The 22540-nt window shown below is 68.6% G+C and carries 21 protein-coding genes; 8 read left to right on the top strand and 13 right to left on the bottom strand.

What is annotated here, in order from left to right; genetic code table 11:
• Window positions 1-23: 23 nt before the first annotated feature.
• From WDC82_RS21050 to WDC82_RS21065, 4 genes are all read left to right on the top strand, one after another.
• Window positions 24-1430 (top strand): sensor histidine kinase, encoded by a 1407-nt coding sequence (locus WDC82_RS21050; RefSeq protein ID WP_340119373.1) that lies wholly within the window; start codon window positions 24-26, stop codon window positions 1428-1430.
• Window positions 1430-2515, top strand: a complete 1086-nt coding sequence (locus tag WDC82_RS21055) for an extracellular solute-binding protein (protein ID WP_340119374.1) — start codon at window positions 1430-1432, stop codon at window positions 2513-2515. Before WDC82_RS21050 ends, WDC82_RS21055 begins: the two co-directional genes overlap by 1 nt.
• 113 nt (window positions 2516-2628) lie before the next feature.
• The gene (locus WDC82_RS21060) at window positions 2629-4059 is read left to right on the top strand and encodes a multicopper oxidase family protein (RefSeq protein ID WP_340119375.1); all 1431 of its coding nucleotides are present in this window, start codon (window positions 2629-2631) and stop codon (window positions 4057-4059) included.
• A 5-nt stretch (window positions 4060-4064) separates the two neighbouring features.
• The gene (locus WDC82_RS21065; protein WP_340119376.1) at window positions 4065-5138 is read left to right on the top strand and encodes a patatin-like phospholipase family protein; all 1074 of its coding nucleotides are present in this window, start codon (window positions 4065-4067) and stop codon (window positions 5136-5138) included.
• A gap of 115 nt (window positions 5139-5253) precedes the next feature.
• Here the strand turns inward: WDC82_RS21065 and WDC82_RS21070 are convergent, their stop codons facing one another.
• On the bottom strand, window positions 5254-5850 hold the full coding sequence (locus WDC82_RS21070) for a hypothetical protein (protein ID WP_340119377.1): 597 nt from the start codon (window positions 5848-5850) through the stop codon (window positions 5254-5256).
• Window positions 5851-6079: 229 nt separating this feature from the next.
• On the opposite strand from WDC82_RS21070, the gene WDC82_RS21075 reads away from it, so the two are divergent.
• Entirely contained in the window at window positions 6080-7663 is a 1584-nt protein-coding gene (locus WDC82_RS21075) for an alkaline phosphatase family protein (protein ID WP_340119378.1), read from the top strand.
• Between the two features lie 115 nt (window positions 7664-7778).
• Window positions 7779-8207, top strand: coding sequence for an L-alanine exporter AlaE (alaE, locus tag WDC82_RS21080; protein ID WP_340119379.1), 429 nt, complete (start codon window positions 7779-7781; stop codon window positions 8205-8207).
• A gap of 33 nt (window positions 8208-8240) precedes the next feature.
• Here alaE and WDC82_RS21085 read toward each other — a convergent pair whose 3' ends face one another.
• Genes WDC82_RS21085 through WDC82_RS21110 form a run of 6 tightly spaced genes read right to left on the bottom strand, consistent with a single transcriptional unit; the run spans window position 8241 to window position 14448 of the window.
• Window positions 8241-9143, bottom strand: coding sequence for an ABC transporter permease (locus tag WDC82_RS21085; RefSeq protein ID WP_340119380.1), 903 nt, complete (start codon window positions 9141-9143; stop codon window positions 8241-8243).
• On the bottom strand, window positions 9140-10090 hold the full coding sequence (locus WDC82_RS21090; RefSeq protein WP_340119381.1) for an ABC transporter permease: 951 nt from the start codon (window positions 10088-10090) through the stop codon (window positions 9140-9142). The genes WDC82_RS21085 and WDC82_RS21090 overlap by 4 nt, the downstream gene beginning before the upstream one ends.
• Entirely contained in the window at window positions 10087-10974 is an 888-nt protein-coding gene (locus tag WDC82_RS21095; protein WP_340119382.1) for a metallophosphoesterase, read from the bottom strand. The genes WDC82_RS21090 and WDC82_RS21095 overlap by 4 nt, the downstream gene beginning before the upstream one ends.
• A complete protein-coding gene (locus WDC82_RS21100) occupies window positions 10971-11996 on the bottom strand; it encodes an ABC transporter ATP-binding protein (protein ID WP_340119383.1) in 1026 nt (341 codons plus the stop codon). Before WDC82_RS21100 ends, WDC82_RS21095 begins: the two co-directional genes overlap by 4 nt.
• Window positions 11993-12892 (bottom strand): ABC transporter ATP-binding protein, encoded by a 900-nt coding sequence (locus tag WDC82_RS21105; RefSeq protein WP_340119384.1) that lies wholly within the window; start codon window positions 12890-12892, stop codon window positions 11993-11995. Before WDC82_RS21105 ends, WDC82_RS21100 begins: the two co-directional genes overlap by 4 nt.
• Window positions 12892-14448 carry an ABC transporter substrate-binding protein gene (locus tag WDC82_RS21110; RefSeq protein ID WP_340119385.1) on the bottom strand — a complete coding sequence of 519 codons (1557 nt, stop codon included), beginning with the start codon at window positions 14446-14448 and terminating at the stop codon, window positions 12892-12894. The genes WDC82_RS21105 and WDC82_RS21110 overlap by 1 nt, the downstream gene beginning before the upstream one ends.
• 195 nt (window positions 14449-14643) lie before the next feature.
• Here WDC82_RS21110 and WDC82_RS21115 point away from each other — a divergent pair, with 195 nt between their 5' ends.
• On the top strand, window positions 14644-16686 hold the full coding sequence (locus tag WDC82_RS21115; protein ID WP_340119386.1) for an NADH:flavin oxidoreductase: 2043 nt from the start codon (window positions 14644-14646) through the stop codon (window positions 16684-16686).
• Window positions 16679-17395: an endonuclease/exonuclease/phosphatase family protein gene (locus tag WDC82_RS21120; protein ID WP_340119387.1), complete on the top strand. Its 717-nt coding sequence runs from the start codon at window positions 16679-16681 to the stop codon at window positions 17393-17395. Before WDC82_RS21115 ends, WDC82_RS21120 begins: the two co-directional genes overlap by 8 nt.
• A 5-nt stretch (window positions 17396-17400) precedes the next feature.
• Here WDC82_RS21120 and WDC82_RS21125 read toward each other — a convergent pair whose 3' ends face one another.
• The 6 genes from WDC82_RS21125 to WDC82_RS21150 all read right to left on the bottom strand — a co-directional run bounded on the left by WDC82_RS21125 (window position 17401) and on the right by WDC82_RS21150 (window position 22361).
• Window positions 17401-18294, bottom strand: coding sequence for a LysR substrate-binding domain-containing protein (locus WDC82_RS21125; RefSeq protein WP_340119388.1), 894 nt, complete (start codon window positions 18292-18294; stop codon window positions 17401-17403).
• A gap of 349 nt (window positions 18295-18643) precedes the next feature.
• On the bottom strand, window positions 18644-19546 hold the full coding sequence (locus WDC82_RS21130) for a fumarylacetoacetate hydrolase family protein (protein ID WP_340119389.1): 903 nt from the start codon (window positions 19544-19546) through the stop codon (window positions 18644-18646).
• A gap of 56 nt (window positions 19547-19602) precedes the next feature.
• Window positions 19603-20205, bottom strand: a complete 603-nt coding sequence (locus WDC82_RS21135; protein WP_340119390.1) for a carbonic anhydrase — start codon at window positions 20203-20205, stop codon at window positions 19603-19605.
• Between the two features lie 180 nt (window positions 20206-20385).
• Window positions 20386-20616: a DUF1127 domain-containing protein gene (locus tag WDC82_RS21140; RefSeq protein ID WP_340119391.1), complete on the bottom strand. Its 231-nt coding sequence runs from the start codon at window positions 20614-20616 to the stop codon at window positions 20386-20388.
• A 53-nt stretch (window positions 20617-20669) separates the two neighbouring features.
• A complete protein-coding gene (locus WDC82_RS21145) occupies window positions 20670-21059 on the bottom strand; it encodes an STAS domain-containing protein (protein ID WP_340119392.1) in 390 nt (129 codons plus the stop codon).
• 84 nt (window positions 21060-21143) lie between these two features.
• On the bottom strand, window positions 21144-22361 hold the full coding sequence (locus WDC82_RS21150) for a cytochrome P450 (protein WP_340119393.1): 1218 nt from the start codon (window positions 22359-22361) through the stop codon (window positions 21144-21146).
• Window positions 22362-22540 lie beyond the last annotated feature (179 nt).

The raw sequence follows: 22540 nt of genomic DNA on the forward strand, positions 1-22540 counted from the left end.
GCCCTCCCCAGGAAAACCGCCCCATGAACGCGACCTGGTCGCTGCGCCGCCGCCTCCTGGGCCAACTGCTGCTGGTCTTCGCGGGGCTTGCGGTGCTGCTCTATCTCTCGGTGCAGGCTGTCGCCGGGCGCGCCGCCGACTCGACACAGGACACCATCCTCGGTGCCTCCGCCATCGCCATCGCCGAGCAGGTGCGCGTCGGCGAGGCGGGCCTGACCGTCGATCTGCCTTACGCTGCGCTGGAGATGCTTGGGCTTTCCGGCGAGGACCGCGTGTTCTACCGCATCGCCACCAGCGCCGGGCGGCTCGTCACCGGCTACGAGGACCTGCCGAGCGGCGCACTGCCGCAGGAAGAGGACGTGCCGCGCTTCTTCACCACCCGCTACCGCGGCGACACCGTGCGGGTGGCGACGGCACGCACCACCATCCTAACCAGCGACCAGCGCGAGACGGTGCTCATCAGCGTGGCACAGACCCGCGAGTCCTTCGGCACGCTGGCCACCAACATCGCGCTCTCCGCCGCCGGCGTCGGCCTCGGCTTCCTCGCGCTGGCCGCGCTGCTCACGTGGATCGCCATCGCCCGCGCCTTGAAGCCCGTGCAGCAGATCGGCCGCGTGCTGGCCGAACGCGCGAGCGACGACTTCACGCCCATCGAGACGGCGGCGCCGCGCGAGATCGCGCCGCTGATCGATGCGATCAACGATTTCATCGATCGTCTGCGCCTCACCCTCGACACCAGCCAGCAGTTCATCGCCGAGGCGGCGCACCGTATCCGCACGCCGCTCGCCGCCCTGAAGGCGCAGGCCGAGGTCGCCTTGAAGGCCGGCGAAAAGAAGGGCGGCGACGCGGCCGATGTCGAAAGCCTGCGCCGCATGCGCCGCGCCGCCGACGAGACCTCGCAGCTGACCACCCAGTTGCTCACCCAGGCCATGGTGGCCTACCGTGCCGAACGCGCCGAGCGCCAGCGCCTGTCGCTTGCCGCGCTGGCGCGGACGGCGGCGCGCGACCTGGAGGTGGCGGCCGAGATGCGCGGCATCGACTTCCGCCTCCAGCTCGACGAGAGTGCCGTGATCATGGGCGACGAGATCGCCCTGCTGGAGGCCATTCGCAACGTGCTGGACAACGCCCTGAAGTACGGCCCGCCCGACGACTTCGTCGCCATCACCGTCACCGGCGGCCCCGGCACAGGTAACAAGGCCCCGGAGCTGGTGGTCGCCGACCACGGCCCGGGCATTCCGCGCCAGGAACGCGATCTGGTGTTCGAGCGCTTCCGCCGCGGCGGCACGGCGGAAAAAACCATGGGCTCCGGCCTCGGCCTCTCCATCGTGCGCCAGGTCATGCTGGCGCACCGCGGACGGGTGCGGCTGGAAGACAACGACCCCCAGGGCCTGCGCCTGCGCCTCGTGTTCCCGGCGCCGAGGCAACAATGATGATGCAGCCCGCAACCTTGCAAAAACGGCGTCTGCGATGGGGCCTTTTCATCCTTGCGCTGCTGGCGCCGCTGCAGGCCGCGGCTATCGAGTCGGCCGTCGAGATCGAGGCACGCCGCGCCTATCCGGCGCGCGACGACGACGCCGCCAGCACCCTGCACATCATCGGCACCACCGAGGCGTCGGTGATGGACGGTCTCGTTCAGGCCTATCGCGCGCGCTATCCCAAGGTCGCCGTCATCTACGACCAGGCAACCAGCCGCGCCGTCTTCGACGCCGTCGAGGGCAACGTAGACGTCGACGGCAGCACCTACGATCTCGCCATCTCCTCGGCGATGGACCTGCAGATCAAGCTGGTGAACGACGGCCGCGCGCGCGAGCACCGCTCGGTCGCCACGGCGCGGCTGCCGCGCTGGGCGACCTGGCGGGACCGCATCTTCGGCTTCACAAGGGAGCCGGCGGTGATCATCTACAACACCGAGGCTTTCCGCGACATTCCCGTACCGCAGTCGCGCTTCGAACTGGCCAACCTGCTGCGCCGCGCCCCGGAGCTCTTCGAGCGGCGCATCGCCACCTACGATCCCGAGGTCTCCGGCCTCGGCTACCTCTTCGCCACCCAGGACAGCCTGCAGTCGGACACCTACTGGCGCCTCATGGAGATCTTCGGCAACCTCTCGGCGCGCATGTCCTGCTGCTCCTCGGAAATGCTGGACCAGGTCGCCAGCGGCGAGATCGCGCTCGCCTACAACGTGCTGGGTTCCTACGCGCAGGTGTGGCGCGACGGCGGAGCGCCGATCGGCATCGTGCTGCCGCGCGACTACACCTTGTTGATGCTGCGCACGGCGCTCATTCCCCTGGCCAGCGACAACGTCGGCGCTGCCGGCGACTTCATCGATTTCCTGGTCTCCGAGGACGGCGCCCGGGTGATCCGGCACGAAGCCTACCTCAGCCCGGTACTGCCGGAAGGCGACGACGGCACCCTCCTCCCGGTGCGCCTCGGCCCCGGCCTCCTGGTCTTCCTCGACGCCCTGAAGCGCCGCGCCTTCCTCTCCGAGTGGGCCAGCGCGGTCGCCGAACGGCGCTGAAAAGGTTCGAACGGCGCTGAGCGGCCCGGCAGGGGTGACACAGCGTTCATTTGGCGCCGGACCGCCGGCGTCCTAGATTAACAGCAACGATTAACCGGGAGAGACCACCCCCTATGTCCGCCCGCTTTCCTCTCACCCGCCGCTGCCTGCTCAAAAGCGGCATGGCGCTCAACCTGGCCGCGCTTGGCTTGCCGCTGGCGCGCGCCTGGGCCCAAAGCACGGAGGAACCGCGCCTCCTCACCGCAGGGCCCGGCGAAGCGCTGCTGCTGCCGGCCGGCCAGCCGCCGACGCGCACCTGGCTCTATGACGGCGTTTCGCCCGGGCCGACCATCCGCGCGCGCCAGGGCGAAGAGGTGGCCGTGCGCCTGGTGAACAACCTGCCGCAGCCGACCACCCTCCACTGGCATGGCATCCGCATCGACAATGCCATGGACGGCGTGCCGCACCTGACCCAGGAGGCCGTGCCGCCGGGTGGGACCTTCGACTACCGCTTCACCGTGCCCGACGCCGGAACTTTCTGGTACCACCCGCACGACCGCTCCTGGGAGCAGGTGGCGCGCGGCCTCTACGGGCTGCTGGTCGTCGAGGAACCGGAGCCGGCCGAGGGCATCCGCGACTTCTCCATCGTTGCCGACGACTGGCGCCTCGGCGAGGATGGCCAGATCGACGAGGCCTCCTTCGGGCACATGATGGACTGGAGCCATGCCGGGCGCCTCGGCAACACCCTGACGCTGAACGGGCAGGATCTGCTGGAAGTGCTCATCCGGCACAACGCCTACATGCGCCTGCGCCTCTGCAACACCTGCAACGCCCGGGTCCTGCAGTTGCGCATCGAACATCCCGGCATCCAGCTCGTCGCCCTGGACGGGCAGCCGGTCGCGCCGCGGCCGCTGGCCGACGGCTACATCCGCCTGGCGCCGGGTGAGCGCGCCGATCTGCTCATCCATTTCTACCTGGAGCCGGGCGACACGGCCGCGATCACCGAGGTCAGCGGCGGCCAGCGCCTGGAGGTCGGCCGCTTCGTCTACCACCCCACCGATCGCGTCCTCCACCGCTCCGAGCCTCGCCTCGAGCTCCCCGCCAATCCGCTGTCGACAGACCTCGACCTCGCCAACGCCCTGGCTGTCGAGCTGCTGATGGAAGGCGGCGCCATGGGCAACATGGCCCAGGCGATGCATCACGGACAGATGATGGACATGCGCGGCCTGGTGGGCAAAGGCATGGCTTGGTCGCTGAATGGCACGGCGGGCATGACCGACACGCCGCTGTTCACCGCACCGCGCGGGCGCACCGTCACCGTCGACCTGCGCAACGAGACGGTCTGGCCGCACGCCATGCACTTCCACGGCCATCATTTCAAGGTGCTGGAACGCAACGGCCAGGCGACGGAAGACGACGCCTGGAAGGACACCGTCCTCGTCGATGTGCGGGAGAGCGCAAAGATCGCCTTCGTCGCCGACAACCCCGGCAAGTGGATGATCCACTGCCACATGCTGGAGCATCAGGCCGCCGGCATGACCACCTGGTTCCAGGTGGAGGCCTGAGCGCCATGGCCGCCAAGGGCAACGGCCGCAAGCGCGTCAATCTCGCCCTGCAGGGCGGCGGTGCCCACGGCGCCTTCACCTGGGGCGTGCTCGACCGCCTGCTCGAGGACGAGCGCCTGGAGATCGAGGCCATCAGCGGCACCTCCGCCGGGGCATTGAACGCCGTTGCCGTCGCCGAGGGCATGGTCACCGGCGGCCCGGAGGAAGCACGCGACTGTCTCGAGCGCTTCTGGCGCGGCGTCAGCGAGGCCGGCCGGCATAGCCTGCTGCGCCGCACGCCGCTCGACGTCTTCATGGGCAACTGGAACCTCGACACGTCGCCGATCTACCTGCTGCTGGACCTGCTGGGCCGCGTCGCCTCGCCCTACGAATTCAATCCGCTGAACCTCAATCCCCTGCGCGACCTGGTCGAAGAGCTGGTGGATTTCGAGCGCGTGCGCGCCTGCCGCCACATGCAGGTCTACGTCTCCGCCACCAACGTGGAGACGGGCCGCGTCAAGGTCTTCGAGCGGCACGAACTCAGCGCCGACGTGGTGATGGCCTCGGCCTGCCTGCCGCTGCTGTTCCAGGCGGTCGAGATCGACGGCGTGCCGTACTGGGACGGCGGCTACATGGGCAACCCGGCGCTCTTCCCCTTTTTCGATGCGTCGCGCTCGGACGACGTCATCATCGTGCAGATCAACCCGGTGTTCCGCGAGGGCGCGCCCAGGTCGGCGCGCGAGATCGTCAACCGCATGAACGAGATCACTTTCAACTCCAGCCTGCTGCGCGAGTTTCGCGCCATCGACTTCGTCACGCGCCTGCTCGAGGAAGGCAAACTGGACCGCGAGAGCTACAAGCAGGTCCTCGTACATCGCATCTCGGCGGAGGAGCACATCAATCCGCTGGGCGCCTCCAGCAAGATGAACGCCGAGTGGGCCTTCCTGCGCCATCTCTTCGACATCGGCCGCGCCGCGGCCGGCGCCTGGCTCGAGGAAAACTTCCGCCATCTCGGCAGACGCTCGACCCTCGATCTGCGCGCCATGTACCAGGGCGAGGAGCAGGAAATTCCGAACCCGGAGATGGCGGCCTCCGAATAGCCTGCACCGCGGATCAGGGCCAATGAAGATCCGCGGTGCAGTGAGGCAAGGGGATAGGGGGTGGGGGACCTTACTCCCCTGCCTCTTTCTATGGGCAGTGGCGTGAAAGTCGGGTTCAGCCGTTGTCGGGGCCGTGACCGCCCTGGCCGTGACCACCCTGGCCGGGGCAGCCCTGGCCGCCGGGGCCCTGCATCGGCATGCGCGGACCATCGCGCTGAAAATCCTCGCGGTCGATGACGCCGTCGCCGTTGCGGTCGCGGCGCTGCACCATCTTGGCGAAGGGCCGCTTGAACTCCTCGGCGGTCACCTTGGCGTCGCCGTCGGCGTCGAGGTCCTGGAAGCGGTCGACCATCACCTCGCGCATGGCGTCGAGCCACAGCTGCTCGTACTCCTGCAGGGTCAGCGCCTGGTCGGCGTCGCCGTCGAACCTGCCGAACCGCTCGCCACGGCTCTGGTCGATCTCCTCCTGGCTCAGCTTGCCGTCTTCGTTGGTATCGAAGGATTCCAGCATGCGGAACATGTGGCCGCCGCCGTGGTGGCCGCCGCCATGCATGCTCTGGCCGCCGTGGGCCTGCTGCATCATCGCGCCGTGATGCCCGTCGGGGCCGTCACCGCGGCCCTGCCAGCGGCTGTCCGCGTGGGCGGAAAGCGTGGCGCCGGCAACGCCGGCCAGGGCGACGAAAGCGACGGCGATCTTGGTCGTGGTCTTCATGGGGGAATACCTCTCGGTCTCGTGTCTGTCGATTGGGGATCCGATATCGATCTCTTGTCAGGGTTACGCGGCAGACCCCCGAAGTATCCCCGCGGCACCCCGGCGTTTTTCCTCCACGGCGTCCCGCGGGGGCGGCCGCCTGTCACAAAAGCTCAGCCGAAGCCCGCTAAACTGCAGGGAAATCCGCCCTTTCCACCACGCAACCTCACCGCTGGGACACCGCTGACCCATGACCAAGTCCGTCCTGCTGATCGTCGTCGACCAATGGCGCGGCGACACCCTCGAGCACCTCGGCCACCCGAACGTCAAGACGCCGAACGTGACGCGCCTGGCGCGCCGCGGCGTCACCTTTCGCAATCACTACTGCCAGGCGGTGCCCTGCGGCCCGGCGCGCGCCTCGCTGCTGACCGGCACCTACCAGATGACCCACCGGGTGACCCGCAACGGCACGCCGCTGGACGCCACGCTGGCCACCCTGCCGAAGGAGCTGCGGCGCGCCGGATACGATCCGGCCCTGACCGGCTACACTTCCACCACGCCGGACCCGCGCTTTGCCGCGCCCGCCGACCCGCGCTACGAGACCCACGGCGACCTCATGGAGGGCTGGCGCGCGCTGCACTCCTTCGCCCCCAACAAGCATCCCTACTTCTCCTGGCTGCGCACCCAGGGCTACGCCGTGCCGCAAGACCAGGAAGACCTCTGGAACCCGGAGCATCCGGCGGGAACCCGTGAGGGACGGCTCGACCTGCCCTCGCCGATCGCGGCTGCGCACAGCGATACCGCCTGGTTCACCGAAGCGGCGCTCGACTACCTGCGCCACCACGCAGGGCGTCCCTGGTTCCTGCACTACGGCGTCTACCGCCCCCACCCGCCGTTCTGCGCCCCCGCCGAATACCTCGGCCTCTACGACCCGGCGACGCTGGACACCCCGTTGCGCGCCGACTCGCCCGAGGAGGAGGTCGCCCAGCATCCCTTGCTGCGGATGCTGCTGGAGCGCATCGACCAGCAGAAGTTCATGGGCAACCGCCAGGGGCCCGCGGCCGAGATGAGCGACGGCGACCTGCGCCAGATGCGTGCCCACTACTACGGCCTCATCTCCGAGGCCGACCATCACCTCGGCCGCGTCCTCGACCAGCTGGAGGAAAGCGGCGACATCGACAACACCCTGATCGTCTTCACCTGCGACCACGGCGAGCAGCTTGGCAATCATCACCTGCTGGGCAAGACAGGCTACTTCCGCGACAGCTACCACATTCCGCTGATCGTCTGCGACCCCTCGGCAGAGGCCGACGCTGCCCGCGGCACGGTGGTCGAGGCCTTCACCGAGTCGGTCGACCTCATGCCGACCATCCTGCGCTGGCTCGGCCAGCCGGTGCCGCGCCAGTGCGACGGCCGCTCGCTGCTGCCGTTCTGCCACGGCACGGCGCCGGCCAGGTGGCGCGACGGCCTGTTCTACGAGTTCGACTTCCGCGAGGTGGTCGACCCCTCGGTGGAGCAGCGCTTCGGCATCGACATGGACGAATGCTGCCTTGCCGTCTACCAGACCGAGCGCTGGAAGTACGTCCACTTCGCCGCGCTGCCGCCGCTGCTGTTCGACCTGGAGAATGACCCGCACGAGTTCGACAACCTTGCCGGCGATCCCGCCTTCGCAGAGTTCCAGGCCGAGATGGCGCAGAAGCTGCTGTCCCGCCGCATGGCGCACGCCAACCGCAGCCTCACCGGCTATTTCGCGACCGGCGGCCTGCACCACCGCGTCGACGGCATCCCCACCCAGGTCACCGAGAGCGAACCTCTCGCCCGCGCGGCGGAATAGGGGGCTCCGCGCAGCGGCCTAAGGAGCCGGGCAGGGTCCTTCATCGGTGGCAGATCTGGTTCTAGTATCGGGGCACAAAAGCGCTATCGCACGTTGCGAGTCCCGGGAGCCCTGTTTGAGAGCCTTCATTGCAGATACCGTCGCACTCGTCCTTTTCTTCACTGTCCTAGGCGCTCTCAATGAACACTACGTGGCCGGCATGGCCTGGTCGGAGGTCGCCCGTTCCAGGGCGATCGGCGCGCCGCTGATGGTGCTGACGGCGCGCCCCTACGGTGTGTGGCGCGACTGGCTGATGCCGGGGTTGACCCCGCCCCTGCCCCGACTCGCCACGGACGCGCTGTCCCTCTTGATCTTTCAGGTTCCGATCTACGCGGCCATCCTCTGGCTGGGCGGGGCCTCCGGCGCCGGCATCCTGAAAGGCGCAGCGGTCTTTTCACTAATGATGATGGTGGTCGGACGCCCCTACGGCGTCTGGCTGGACTTCGTGCGCGCGCGTTTCGGGCTGGGCCCGGGCGGCATGAAGCCGATGACCCTCGGTGATTAAGGAGGCGATTGACCGCGAACCGCCTGCCGGACCCTACTGCAGCGTAGGGTCGAAGCGGTCGCGCAGCCAGTCGCCGACCAGGCTGATGGAGAGCGTGGTCAGGAAGATCACCACGCCCGGCACCACGGCGATCCACCAGGCGGTCAGCAGGTAGTCGCGCCCGAGGCCCAGCATGAGGCCCAGGCTGGTGCGCGGCGGCTGGATGCCGAAGCCGAGGAAGCTGAGGGTGGTTTCCATCAGGATCGTGTCGGGGATGTTCAGCGTCAGCAGCACGATGAGCGGACTCAGCACGTTGGGCAGGATGTGGCGGAAGTAGAGCCGAAAGCCGCCCGCGCCCAGCGAGCGCACCGCCAGCGCATAGCCCTGCTCCTGCGCCGAAAGCACCAGGCCGCGCGCCACGCGGGCGTACTTCTCCCAGCCGTAGATCCCCATCAGGGCGATGAACAGGACCAGGTTGTTGCCCATGAAGGCGAGCACCGCCAGCGCGATGATGAGGAAGGGCATGGCGGCCTGCCAGTCCACCAGCATCATCACCAGGTCCTCGACCCAGCCGCGGAAGCGCGCCGCGAGGAAGCCGAGGAAGGTGCCGAGCAGCGCACCGATCAGCGTGCCCAGCAGAGCGACCGCCATGGACGTGCGGATGGCAAAAAGCGTGCGGCTGAAGACGTCGCGCCCCAGTTCGTCGGCGCCCAGGATGTAACCGCCGCTGCCGCCCAGCCAGAACGGGGGCTGCAGACGACCCAGGAGGTTCTGCTGCTCATAGCTGAACGGCGCGATGACATCGGCAAAGACCGCGAAGATCATCATCAGCGCCAGCCAGCCCGCCGCGCAGCCGACCACGCCGGGAAAGCGCCAGAGGCCGAAGGTCGGAATCTTGAAGGCGACCTTGCGGAAGCGCCCACCCTCCCGCTTCAGGCGCTCGAGCGCTACCGTCATGCCCGGCTCTCCCCCAGGGCTTCCGACCGTGCCGTGCGGATGCGCGGGTCGAGCCAGCCGTAGGCCAGGTCGATCACCAGATTCACCGTCACCATCGAGATGGCGATCAGCACCACGATGCCCTGCACCACGGCGAGGTCGCGGTTCGCCACGGCGCCGACCAGCAGGCGGCCCATGCCCGGCCAGGCGAAAACGGTCTCGGTCACCACCGCGCCGCCGATCATTTCGCCCAGGCGCAGGCCCATCACGGTGACCACCGGGATCGCCGCGTTGGGCAGCGCGTGGAACACGATCTCGCGCCACGGCAGTGCGCCCTTGGCCCGCGCGGTGCGAATGAAGGGCTTGTTCAGCACCTCCAGCACCGAGGAGCGGGTGAAGCGCGCGAACATCGCCGCCGGCGTCGTGCCTAGAGTTAGCACCGGCATGATGAGGTGCCACCAGGTCGAACTGCCCGAGGAGGGCAGCCACCTGAGCTGCAGCGAGAACAGCAGGATCAGCAGGACGCCCATGAAGAAATAGGGCATGGCGTAGCCCAGCACGGCGAAGCCCATGGCCAGGCGATCGAACAGGGTGTTGCGCTTCAGCGCCGCGACCACGCCCAGCGGAATGCCGAACACGATGGCGAAGGCGAAGGAGAAGAGACCGAGCTCCAGCGTCGCCGGCAGGCGCTCCACAATCACCTCGAGCGCCGGACGGCGGTCGCGAAAGGAGATGCCGAAGCTGCCCTCCGCCGCCGACTCGAAATAGCTGACGTACTGCTCCCACAGCGGGCGATCGAGACCCCAGCGCTGCTGGTAGAGCTCGATGGTCTGCGGATCGATGTCGTCGGGCAGCAGCATCGTGGCGGGGTCGCCGGAGAGGCGCAGCACCACGAAGACGAAGGTCAGCACCAGCCAGACGGTCACCAGCGCGCGCAGCGCCTTCAGCGCCACATAGCTCAGGTTCATGCGCCGCCCTCGCCCCAACCGCCTTCACCCGGGCGCAGCGGACGCGGCGGCAGGTGCACCGTCGAGCCCTTGTCGAGAAACCAGTTGCGGAAGTCGTGCGAGACGAACATCGGCGGCTCGACCAGACGCGCGGTGAACTGCCGGCCGCTGAAGCGGTATTCCAGGTAGCCCGCACGGCGCACGGCCTTGGGCGCCGGCATGGCTTTCACGCTGCTGACAAAGGAGGTCCCCGGCGCCCAGATCATCCGCAGGCCACCCAGGCGCAGCGCGCGGTAGCAATGCAGGTGGCCGCTGGCGACGAACTTCACTTTGTGGGCGGTGCAGAAGGCGAGCAGCTTCGCACGGCCTTGAGGCATCAGCGCCGAGAGCGCCTGGTCCGTCTCGTCAGGGCGGCGCAGGTAGAGCGGCTTGTGGAGGAAGATCCCCAGTGCCCTGCCCGCGCGGCCTTCGGCGGCCGCATCGAGAAAGCGCCACTGCGCTTCCTCCGCCTCGAGGCCGGAATCGATGAGCTGCGCGTTGAGGCCGATGAAGCACCACGCGCCGAGGTCCTCGACCCAATAGTCGCAGCCGAAGTGCTCCAGCCAGATTTCGCGGCGTTCCGCCGTCAGCGGCTTGCCGAGGCGGACGTCGGGCGGCAGCTCGCCGGAATCGTGGTTGCCCGGCAGCGCCCGCCAGGGCACCGGCAGGCGGTCCAGCTGCTCGCGCGCGAAGGCGATGTCGTCGGGTTCGTTGGGCCCGTTCACGCAGAGGTCGCCGGTCACGTAGATGCGCCGAGGCGGATCGGCGCGCATCGCCTCGACGAAGACGTCCCAGTTGTCGAGGAAGTAGGCGCGCTTGCGCGACAAGTGGATGTCGGAGACCTGGACCAGGCGGAAATCGCTCATGCCGGCCCCTCGGCCAGCGTTTCGGCCAGATGGCAGGCGACGGCATGCCCCCCGCCGACAGCACGCAGCACCGGGTCCTCGTCGCGGCAACGCGCCTCGGCGTGCGGGCAGCGGGTGTGAAAGCGGCAACCCGGCGGCGGGGCGAAGGGGCTGGGCGGATCGCCGCGCAGGCTGTGCTGCGCGCGTCGCTTGCGCGGATCGGGGATCGGCACCGCGGCGATCAGGGCCCGCGTATAGGGATGCAAGGGACGCTCGAAAAGGGTCTCGCCGTCGGCCAGCTCGACCAGACGGCCCAGGTACATGACGCCGATGCGGTCGGCGCTGTGGCGCACGACGGAGAGGTCGTGGGAGATGAAGAGGTAGGTGAGGCCGTAGCGCGCCTGCATGTCCTGCAGCAGGTTGATGACCTGGGCCTGGATCGACACATCGAGCGCCGAGACCGGCTCGTCACAGACCACGAAGTCGGGTTTGAGCACCAGGGCGCGGGCGATCACCGCGCGCTGCTGCTGGCCGCCGGAGAGCTGATGCGGATAGCGGCCATGGAAGGCCGCGCCGAGGCCGACTTCCTCCAGCATGCGCGCCGCCTCGGCGTTGCGCTCCGCGCGCGGGCCGATATCGTGGATGTCGAGCGGCTCGCGCACCTGCGCCAGGACGCTGAGGCGCGGATCGAGGGCACCCAGGGAGTCCTGGAACACCAGCTGCGCGCGGCGGCGGAACGCGCGCTTTCCCCAGTCGCCCGGCGCGCGGCCGGCGAAGAGCAGCCGGCCGTCGCTGGGTGCCAGCAGGTCGAGGATCAGCTTGCCCAGGGTCGACTTCCCGCAGCCCGATTCGCCGACCAGGCCGAAGGTTTCGTGACGGTTGATGGTCAGCGTGACGCCGTCGACCGCGCGGCATTCCAGGCGCTGCCCGAAGCCGAAGCGCCCCAGGCCGAAACGGTGGCCGCTGCGGAACACTCGCCGCAGGTTCACCACTTCGACGAGGGGTTGCGCAATCGGCGGCTCAGCGGCGGCGGTGCCGGTCATGATGCCCGCAGTTCCTGCGCTTCCGGCAGGGTGGCGAGGCGGGCGATGCGGCGGTCGAGCCGCGGCACCGCACCCAACAGCGCGCGGGTATAAGGATGTTGTGGCGCATGGAAGGTGGCGTCGACGCTGCCGGTCTCCACCACCTTGCCGTGGCGCATGACGGCGACGCGCTCGGCCATCTGCGCCACCACGCCGAGGTCGTGGGTGATCAGCAACAGCGCCATGTCGAGTTCGCGGCGCAGGTCGTCCAGCAGGTCGAGGATCTGCGCCTGGATGGTGACGTCCAGTGCCGTCGTCGGCTCGTCGGCGATGAGCAGCTTGGGTCTGGCGGCGATGGCGATGGCGATCATCACGCGCTGGTTCATGCCGCCCGACATCTGGTGCGGATAGCTCTTTGCCCGCCGCCGCGGCTCCGGGATGCCGACACGCGCCATCAGATCCACTGCGCCCGCGCGCGCCTGGCGCGCACTGAGGCCCTGGTTCAGCATCAGCGCTTCGGCGATCTGCCAGCCGACCGTATGGACCGGGTTCAAGGCGCCCAAGGGGTCCTGGAACACCATGGCGATCTCGCGTCCGCGCAGGGCGGCGCGGGCGCGCGGCTCGAGGTCGAAGAGTCGCTTGCCGTCGAACACCGCCGCGCCGCCGCGGACCTGCGCACGGGGCGGCAGCAGACCCATGAGCGAGAGGCAGGTAACGCTCTTGCCCGAGCCGGACTCGCCGACCAGGCCGAGGCACTCGCCGGCGCCGAGCGTGAAGGAGACGCCGTCCACGGCGGCGGCGCCGTCGCCGAAGCCGACAACCAGGTCCGTCAGCGACAGGAGCGGTTGCCGGATGCGCGCGGCGGACAGCGAGAAGGTCTCGCCGCCCGCCGGGCCGTCGTGTTCCACAACAGACATCACTTGAAGGTCAGGTTGTCCGGGCGGAAGTCCATGTAGTAGAGCGCGTAGGGCAGCCAGTCGATGCTCGATTTCACCCCGTAGGTCTCCAGCGGATTGTACAGCAGCGTGCCCGGCGCCTCGGCCTCCCAGATGTCGAGGGCCTGCTTGTAGGCCTGCTTGCGCTCGTCCCAGTTCGCGCTGCTCTGAATGATGCCGTCCAGCTTGTTGAACTCGGACGGCGGCTGCCAGTTGGCCGCCGTGGGGCTCTGGATGCCGCTGAGGGGGCCCCACTGCGGCACGAAGGAGCCGACGGGGTCCGGCAGGCGGTGGGTGTTGGACCAGGGATAGATGTCCCAGCCCTCGGCGCGCACCTGCTTGAAGTTCTCGACCGGCTCCAGCTTCACGTTGACGCCGATCTCCTTCCACATCTGCTGCAGGGCCTGAGCGGCCGGCAGGCCGTTCAGGTAGTACTCGGGGATGAGGCGGTAGACCAGCTCCTCGCCGTTGTACTTGGACTGCTTGACCAGCGCCTTGGCCTGCTCGATGTCGTAGGCCAGCGCCGGACGCTCGGCGTCGTACATGATGTAGGATGCGAGCTGGTGGCCGTTGGGCGTGTAGTTCCTGTCGAGCCACAGCGCCTTGCGCAGCAGGGCGCGGTCGATCGCCAGGTTCATCGCCTGGCGCAGCGGCTTGTCCAGCGCCGGGTTGTTGGTGTTGTAGACGACGACGTGGCTGTTATCGAGCACGATGGAGCGCGGCTCGACGCCGTCGTAGCGCTCGAGCGTGCCGATCTGGTCGGGCGGCACGTTGACGATGATGTCGTACTCGCCCGACACCAGGCCGGCGATGCGCGCGGACAGCTCGGGCACCACCTTGAAGGTGATGGTCTTCGCCGTCGGCGTGCCGCCGAAATAGTCGTCGAAGGCCTCCAGCTTCACGTAGTCGCCGTCGCGCCACTCGACGAACTTGAAGGGGCCGGTGCCGACCGGGTTGCGCGCGAAACTGTCCTTGCCGCGAGTCAGGTATTCCTTGGCGTTGACGATCCAGCTGGCGTAGCCGGCCAGGCGCTGCTCCAGCATGACGTCCGGCACCTTGGCGATGAAGCGCACGGTGTAGGGATCGACCACCTGCACCCGGTCCAGCGTCGACCAGTAGCTGCGGCCTTCCGGCATCAGCGGCTCGGCACCGATGAGGCGCGCGCGCGAGAACGAGAAGGCGACGTCCTCGGCGGTCATCTCCTCGCCGTTGTGGAACTTCACGCCTTGGCGCAGCTTCAACTCGATGGTGTGGTCGTCGATGCGGGTCCAGCTCTCCGCCAGGCTCGGCACCAGCTCCGACGAGGCGCCCTGGCCGTCGGCTCGGAAGTCGCGGCGGATCAGGCTGTCGAAGAGGTTGTAGGTGACGCGCACGTCGACGTTGCCCATCTCCTCGGCGGATTCGAGGCTGCGCGGCAGCGCGTTGACAGCGACGACGAGATCGGGCCGGTCGTCGGCGCGCGCGGCCCCGGGCGCGCCGGTCAGGCCCAGCGCCACCAGTGCGGCGGCGGCAGCGCCTCTCAGAAACTTGGCAAGCATGACGGTTACCCCTTCAGGTCAAGGATCCTCCGTCACCTTTGCCAGGGAGTCGTGACCGTTAGATGTCAGTCTCTTGGCGCTTTCATCATGCTGGGGTGACGCTTCGTCCCGGCGCGCGCACCCGGTCCCGGCTCTACAACCAGCGGGACAGGCGCCTGTGGACAGAGCGCCCGCCGGCGCGGCACACTCGATATCATGTATGACGCGTCCAAAGATCCCCTGCTGCAACCCTACCGGCTGAAGCACCTGACCCTGCGCAACCGGATCCTCTCGACCGCGCACGAGCCCGCCTATTCCGAGGACGGCCTGCCGAAGCAGCGCTACCGCCTCTACCACGCCGAGAAGGCCAAGGGCGGCATTGCCCTCACCATGACCGCCGGCTCTGCCGTGGTGTCGCGCGACAGCCCGCAGGCCTTTGGCAATTTGCACGCCTACAAGGACGAGATCGTGCCCTGGCTGCGGGAGCTGAGCGAGGCCTGCCACGAACACGGGGCCGCGGTGATGATGCAGATCACGCATCTCGGCCGGCGCACCAATTGGAACAAGGCCGACTGGTTGCCGGTGCTGGCGCCCTCCCCTGTACGTGAACCCGCGCACCGCGCTTTCCCCAAGGCGGCGGAGGACTGGGACCTGGAGCGCATCATTGCCGACTACGCCGATGCCGCCGAGCGCATGCAGGCCGGCGGCCTGGACGGCATCGAGCTTGAAGCCTACGGCCACCTGATGGACCAGTTCTGGTCGCCGGCCACCAACCGGCGCGAGGACGGCTGGAACGGCACCCTCGACAACCGGCTGAAATTCACCTTCCGGGTGCTGGACGCCATCCGGCAGAGAGTCGGCCCCGCATTCATCGTCGGCATCCGCATGGTGGCCGACGAGGACTGGGACCAGGGCCTCTCGCGCGCCGAGGGTGTCGAGATCGCGCAGCGCCTGGTCGCCGCCGGCCAGATCGACTTTCTGAACCTGATCCGCGGCCACATCGACACCGACGCCGCGCTCTCCAAAGTCATCCCGGTGCAGGGCATGGCCTCCGGCCCGCACCTCGACTTCTGCGGCGAAGTGCGCGCGGAAACGAAGTTCCCGGTATTCCACGCCGCGCGCATCGCCGACGTGGCGACGGCGCGCCACGCGGTCGCCGAGGGCAAGCTCGACATGGTCGGCATGACCCGCGCCCACATCGCCGACCCGCACATCGTGATGAAGATCGCCGCCGGCAAGGAACACGAGATCCGCCCCTGCGTCGGTGCCACCTACTGCCTCGATCGCATCTACGAGGGCCATGAGGCGCTCTGCATTCACAACCCGGCGACCGGGCGCGAGGCGACCATGCCCCACGTGCTGCGTCCGGCCACGCAGAAGAAGCGCGCGGTGGTGATCGGCGCCGGTCCGGCCGGGCTCGAGGCCGCCCGCGTGCTCTCCGCCCGGGGCCATGCCGTGGTGCTGTTCGAAGCCGCCGACCAGCCGGGCGGCCAGCTCCGCCTCGCCGCGCGCCTGCGCCGCCGCTCCGAGCTCATCGGAATCATCGACTGGCGCATGGCGCGCTGCACCGCCGCCGGCGTCGACCTGCGCTTCAACAGCTACGTCGGCGCCGAGGAGGTGCTGGCCGAGAGTCCCGAGGTGGTGGTCGTGGCCACCGGCGGTCTGCCGAACACCGAGATCCTCGCCGGCAGCGCGCTCGCGGTCAGCTCCTGGGACATCCTCTCCGGCGATGCCCCCATCGCCGAGAGCGTGCTGCTCTACGACGACAATGCCGCGCACCCGGGCCTCACCGCCGCCGAGATGATCGCCGAAAAGGGCGCCCAGCTGGAAATCGTGACGCCGGAGCGCTTCTTCGCCGTCGATGTCGGCGGCCTCAACCACGTCGCCTACGCGCGCTGCTTCGACGAACACGGCACCCGCCTCACCATCAACAAGCGCGTGCTCGCCGCCGAGCGCAGCGGCAACCGCATCAAGGTCACGCTGGGCTCCGACTACTCGGAGAGGACAGAGACCCGCGAGGTCGATCAGCTGGTGGTCGAGCACGGCACCCTGCCGCTCGACGAGCTCTATTTCGCGCTGAAGCCGCTCAGCGCCAACCTCGGCGCCGTCGACTATCCGGCAATAATCGCCGGCCGCCCGCAGGAGACCGAGGCGAATCCGGACGGCGCCTTTCGCCTGTATCGCATCGGCGATGCCGTCGCCAGCCGCAACGTCCACGCCGCCATCTACGATGCCCTGCGTCTGTGCAAGGATGTCTAGCCGATCCCCCAGAACGCTGAAGTTCGCGACCTGGAACATCCATTCCGGCATCGGCGGCGACCGTCACTTCGACATGGGCCGCATCGCCGCCGTCCTGGCGGAGATCGATGCCGACGTCGTCGGCCTGCAGGAGGTCGGCTGGCACCGCCGCACCCACCACCGCGTCGACCAGTTCGCCTGGCTGCGCGAGAACACCGGCTACACGGTCATCGAGGGCCTCGTGCGCGATCCGCTGCGCGCGCAGTTCGGCAACGCGCTGCTGACGCGGTTGCCCGCCGAAAAGAAACAGTGGGTCGACCTCAAGGTCCGCGGCCACGTGCCGCGTGCCGCCGTGGTGGCCGAGGTGCAGGCGGACAACGCCCCGCTGCAGCTCGCCGTACTGCACCTGGGCCTCACGGTGTGGGAGCGCGACCGCCAGACCCGCCGCCTGCTGCACGCGCTGGAGCCCGACGCCGGCCTTCCGGGTGTCCTGCTGGGCGACTTCAACATGCTGCGGCGGCGGACCAGGGCCTCGGAGATCCTCGCCGGGCGCTTCCCGACCTGCGTGCGCATGCCGACCTACCCCGCCCGTAAGCCGCGCCTCAGCCTCGACCGCATCTACCTCTCGGCGGAATGGGAAGTGATCGAAGCGGGCGTCTTCGACAGCGAACTGACCCTGCACGCCTCCGACCATCTGCCCCTGGTCGCCAAGGCCCGCCTCGCCGCCTGAGGCCGCTACGGGGCGGGCATCCCGCCCCCCGCCTCCGCCATCACCCAGTCCCTGAACGCGCGCACGCGAGGGTCGCTCAGGCGCTCCTTACGGTAAACGAGGTAGTAACCCTTGCCGGTCGGCACCCAGGGCTCGAAGGGCTGCACCAGCAGCCCGGCCGCCAGCTCCGCGTCGACGTAGCCGGAATAGCCCAGCAGCAGGCCCTGCCCGCCGATCGCCGCGGCCAGCGCCATCAGATAGTCGTAGAACCGCAGCCGGCGCGCCGGGGCAACGCTGTCGATGCCGGCAGCGGCCAGCCAGAGCGGCCAGTCGTCGTAGTCCTCGCGGATCAGCACCTGGCTGTCCAGCGCCTGCTGCAGCGGCAGACCGGCCATGGCGTCGCGCACGGCGGGCGCGCAGACCGGAGTCACCCGGAACGCCAGCAGGCTTTCGACCTCCCCGTCGTCCCAGTCGCCGTCGCCGTAGCGCAGGGCGAGATCGGCCTCGCCCGCCTTCAGGTCGACCACCTGGTAGGAACTGAGCAGCGCCGTGTCAATCTCCGGATGCCGCTCGCGGAAGCGGTGAAAGCGCGGCATCAGCCACCGCAGGCCGATTTCTGTGGTGAGGCTGACCGTCAGGGGCCGGGAGAGATCCGGGCCCAGCAGTTCGGCGGTCGCCTGGGCGAGGCCGGCGAAGGCCGCCTCCACCGCGCCCCGGTAGCGCCGACCGGCGGCGGTCAGCACCAGTCCCTTGGGTGCCCGCTGCAGCAGATCGATGCCGAGTTCCTGTTCCAGGCCGCGCAGACGATGGCTGACGGCACTGACGGTGATGCCGAGGTAGTCCGCCGCCGCGGCCAGACTGCCGAGCCGCGCCACGGCCTCGAAGGCCTGGATCCCGCGCAAGGATGGAAGCTGCCGCAAGGCGCCACCTCTCTATTGAGAAATTCTCAAGAGCTCTCGCGATCTTCGCGTTTGAAAGTCGCCCTTCATGCAGCCAATCCTAACCCATGATTAGAGAATTTCTCAAACGTATCCGGATCGCCGGCACGGCGCCGGGGACGCCGCCGGGCCGACCGGCCCAGGGTTTGGCGCGGGATCTGTTGAAGCTGCAGATGGGCGGGCCGCCGGGGGCCGGCGATCAGGCGCTCGGCATCCTGCTGCTGCGCGACCCGCCCCAACAACAAAAATCCCCGGGGCCGCGGCGGGCCCCGGGGACTGGCGAAAAGCGTCCGTTAAGCCGCGGGGTCTGCCCCGGCCGAAAGCGCGAGGCTTAATCCGCCGCGTCGGCCTTGCGGGCACGGTCGACGATGGGATTCTCCAGCGCGCCGATACCGCCGATCTCGCAGCGCACGCTGTCGCCGTGGCTCATGTAGCGCGGCGGCTTGAAGCCGATGCCCACGCCCGCCGGCGTGCCGGTGGCGATGACGTCACCGGGCAACAAGGTGATGCCGGCCGACAGCGTCTCGATGATGGTCGGCACGTCGAAAATGAGGAGCCCGGTGTTGGAGTCCTGGCGCTTCTCGCCGTTCACGAAGGTCTTCACCGTCGTGTCGGCCAGGTCGATCTCGTCGGCGGTCACCGCCCAGGGACCCATCGGGCAGAAGGTGTCCTGCGACTTGCCGATCAGCCACTGGCTGTGGCGGCCCTGCAGGTCGCGCGCCGTCACGTCGTTCACGATGGTGTATCCCCAGACGTGCTTCAGCGCGTCGGCCTTCTTGATGCCGCGCCCGCCCTTGCCGATGATGACGGTGAGTTCCACCTCGTAATCCAGCGAGGCATCGACGCTGGAATCCATCACGATGGCTTCGCCCGCCGCGATCACCGATTCCGGTACCTTGGAGAAGATGATCGGCACCTTCGGCACGGCACCGGCGGCCGCGGAAGAGTCGAAACCCGACGACGCGAATTCCTGGGCGTGATCGTGGTAGTTCTTGCCGACGCAAAAGACGTTGCGGCGCGGGCGGGGGATCGGCGCTTCAAGTTGGATGTCGGACAGCGCGACGGGCGCGCCCAGTTCCGGCAGCGGCAGGCCTTCGGCCGCGAGCCGCGCCAGCGCCTCGACACCGCGCTCGGCGGCGGCGCGCTCCAGCGCGAAGGGCCGCACATGACCCGCGGCCTCGTCCAGCACACCGACCTTGCGTTCGCCGTCGACGCGGAATGTTCCTACTTTCACGATTTTCCTCCCGTATTTTCTTGGTCTTGAAGACTGGCTCTTGAAGTCCCCGGGCCTCAGCCGCCGGGCGGCCCCGTTAGGGTGCATTCCAGGTTGCGCAGGCGGCCGTCCTGCAGACCATAGCAGAGGCCGTGCACCACCAGCCCCTGGCCGCGGCTCCAGGCGTCCAGCACGATGGGCGTCTCGGCCACACGGCTGACCTGGGCGATGACGTTCAACTCGCAGAGCCGGTCGAGGCGCCGGTGGTGATCCGTGAGCTTCTCCAGTTCCGCCTCGCAGCGCCGGGCGGTGTCTCGGATCGGCTGCAGCCAGTGGTCGATGAGGCCGTGGCGCTCGCCGTCGACGGCGGCGGCGATGCCGCCGCAGCCGTAGTGGCCGGTGACGATGATCTCGCGCACCTTCAACTGCTCGACGGCGAACTGCAGCACCGAGAGGCAGTTGAGGTCGCCCGGATTGACCAGGTTGGCGACATTGCGGTGGACGAAGACCTCGCCCGGCTCCAGACCGGCGATGACGTTGGCGGGCACGCGGCTGTCGGAACAGCCGATCCAGAAGTAATGCGGCCGCTGGATGTCAGCCAAGCGCTTGAAATAGTTCGGATCCTGGGCGACTCGCTCGGCCGCCCACGCGACATTGCGCTGAAGCAACTCTTTCAACACGGACACCCCTTCCTTACAGGCTGCTCGGACGGTCCTGTCTTAGCGGACTGCGGGCAGCGGGGCCAGTGTTGAAGTGGGCAGGGCGGCAGGGGCGCCGGCACCGGTATTCCCGGCGCACCACTGCCGCCGCGCCGCCGGAGCCGGCACCGCGGCTCCAGGGGCCTCGGAAAGGCGGGAAGCTCAGAAGAGACGTTGCTTCAGCGCGGCGGCGACCCGCGCCCGGTCGAGCCCGATATCCTCCAGCAGGTTGTCGGGCAGGTCCATCAGGGTCCGGTAGTCTTCCTGACGGCGCCAGTGGTCCCTGAGAGCAAGGAAGAAACCCGCCAGGGACGGCACGCCCAGGGCGCCCGCCTGCAGGCCGCGGCGAACACGGAAATCGTGATTGAAGATCGCAAAGTCGCTGAATGACATTTCTTTGTATCCTTGGATGAAATAGGCCGCTTCCCCGCAAGAGGGTACGGTCGCTACAGAGCCTGCAGGATCGGAATGACCGGCACTTCGGCCTCCCGGCTCTCGCCGCCGCACAGTTCGGCGAGCGAGGCCTGCAGCGAGGCATCGCAGGTCAGCAGGTAGGAGAAGCCGCGGCCGCGCAGGAAGGCGTCGACCGAGCGCAAGGCACCGCAGATCCGCATCTCGCCTTGTGCGGTGTCCATCAGCATGGCGGCGACGATGAGCCCTCGCATGCCCGCGCGCGTCATGAGGTGAACGCCCGAGAGGTCGACGATCAGCTTCTTGGTGCCGTCGGCGATGCATCGCACGAGGGCATCGCTCAGCTGTCCGGCGGCGTGGCTGTCCGCGGCCCCCGACACGCTGAGAACCACGACACCGTCGATGGTCTTCAATGAAATCTGCATCGTTGTTCCAATTCGTACTTTGCCGGTCCGCCTTGTCGAACGGAGCAGTGACAACCGAGCTACGAGAATCCGGCGGATACGGTTTCAGCGCACGCGCAACGGCATTGGCGTGATCCGGCGGATGCCGCCGAAACCACTGAGCAGCGGCGGCTCGTCCATCTCGATCGCGTCGACGGCCGAAATCAGGGCCGCCAGCCCCTCCTGCATCTCCAGCCGCGCCAGCATCTCGCCGATGCAGCGGTGCGGACCGGTACCGAACACCGGATGCAGGCGCGGGTGATCGCTGCGGCGGATGTCGAAGCGGTCGGGATCGGCGTAGAGGTCAGGATCACGCAGTGCAGACAGCAGGCTGACGCGCAGCACCACCCCCGCCGGCAGCGTCACATCGCCGATCGCAACCGGTGCCGTGGTGACACGGGCGATCGAACCCACCGAGGGTTCGTAGCGCAGCGCCTCGGCGACGGCACCGGGAATGAGACGGGGATCGGCCTTTACCGCCGCCCAGGCCGCGGGATGCTCCGCCAACAGGGCGACGAGCGCGGCGAAACCGACGCGGGTGGTGTCGATGCCGCCGACGATGAGGCCCAGCACCTGGTGGACCAGGCTCGTAAAGGAAATCGTTGGGTGCGTCTGCCAATCGGCGACCAGCGTCGACAACAGGTCGCCGTGCGGCATTCCCAGCCGCATCAGCAGATGGTTCTCGACATAGGCGAAGAGGCGGATCGCCGCGCTCTCGATCTCGGTATGGTCCGCCTGCGGATAGACCGGCGAAACCGCCCGCGCGATGGTCTGCACGTGGCGTGTGAAGTAAGGCACTTCGAAGCGCGGCAGCCCGAGAATTGCAGCGATCATTTCGCCCGGCAGGCGCGCGGCCATGCACGCGACGAAGTCGATGGTCTCGTCGCGCGGCAGTTCGGCGACGATGGCATCGGCGACGGCGCGGATCCGCGGCTGCACCGCCTCAAGCGCGCGCGGCGCGAAGGCGCCGGCAAAGAGGCGGCGCTTGGTCTTGTGCGCCTCCCCGTTGTCGAAGAGGAAGAAATCCCGCAGGAAGCGGGCGGTGGCGCCTTCCGGGATGCCATTCAGCGCCACATAGTCGGCCCCCTCGATCTGGATCGTCCGCGGATCGGTCAGCATGGCGATGACGTCCGCGCCCCGCAGCGCCATGTACTGCCGCTCGCCCAGCCGGACGACGGGGTGCGCCCGGCGCAGCGCGGCCAGGACCGCGTGCGGCTGCGCCTCCAGATCCCGAGGGTCGATGAAAGGAGCCGTGCCGGCTTTCGCGGCGACTTGTTCGTACACTGCCTTAATCCCGCACAGAAAAATCGGCGCACGCCGCCAGACCGCACCGCTGCCCTGTCGAGGCGGGAGCGGTCGGTTGGCGGAGCACTCTCCGCAGGACGCAATCTGACGGCGGGCCGTTGTTGTCAGCGTTGTAGCCAGGGTGGTATTGGTGCCGCCGGACCGTTGTTTTTCGCCGC

This window comes from Pelagibius sp. 7325, assembly GCF_037652055.1.
In the GTDB taxonomy this organism is placed as follows: Bacteria; Pseudomonadota; Alphaproteobacteria; order Kiloniellales; family Kiloniellaceae; genus Pelagibius.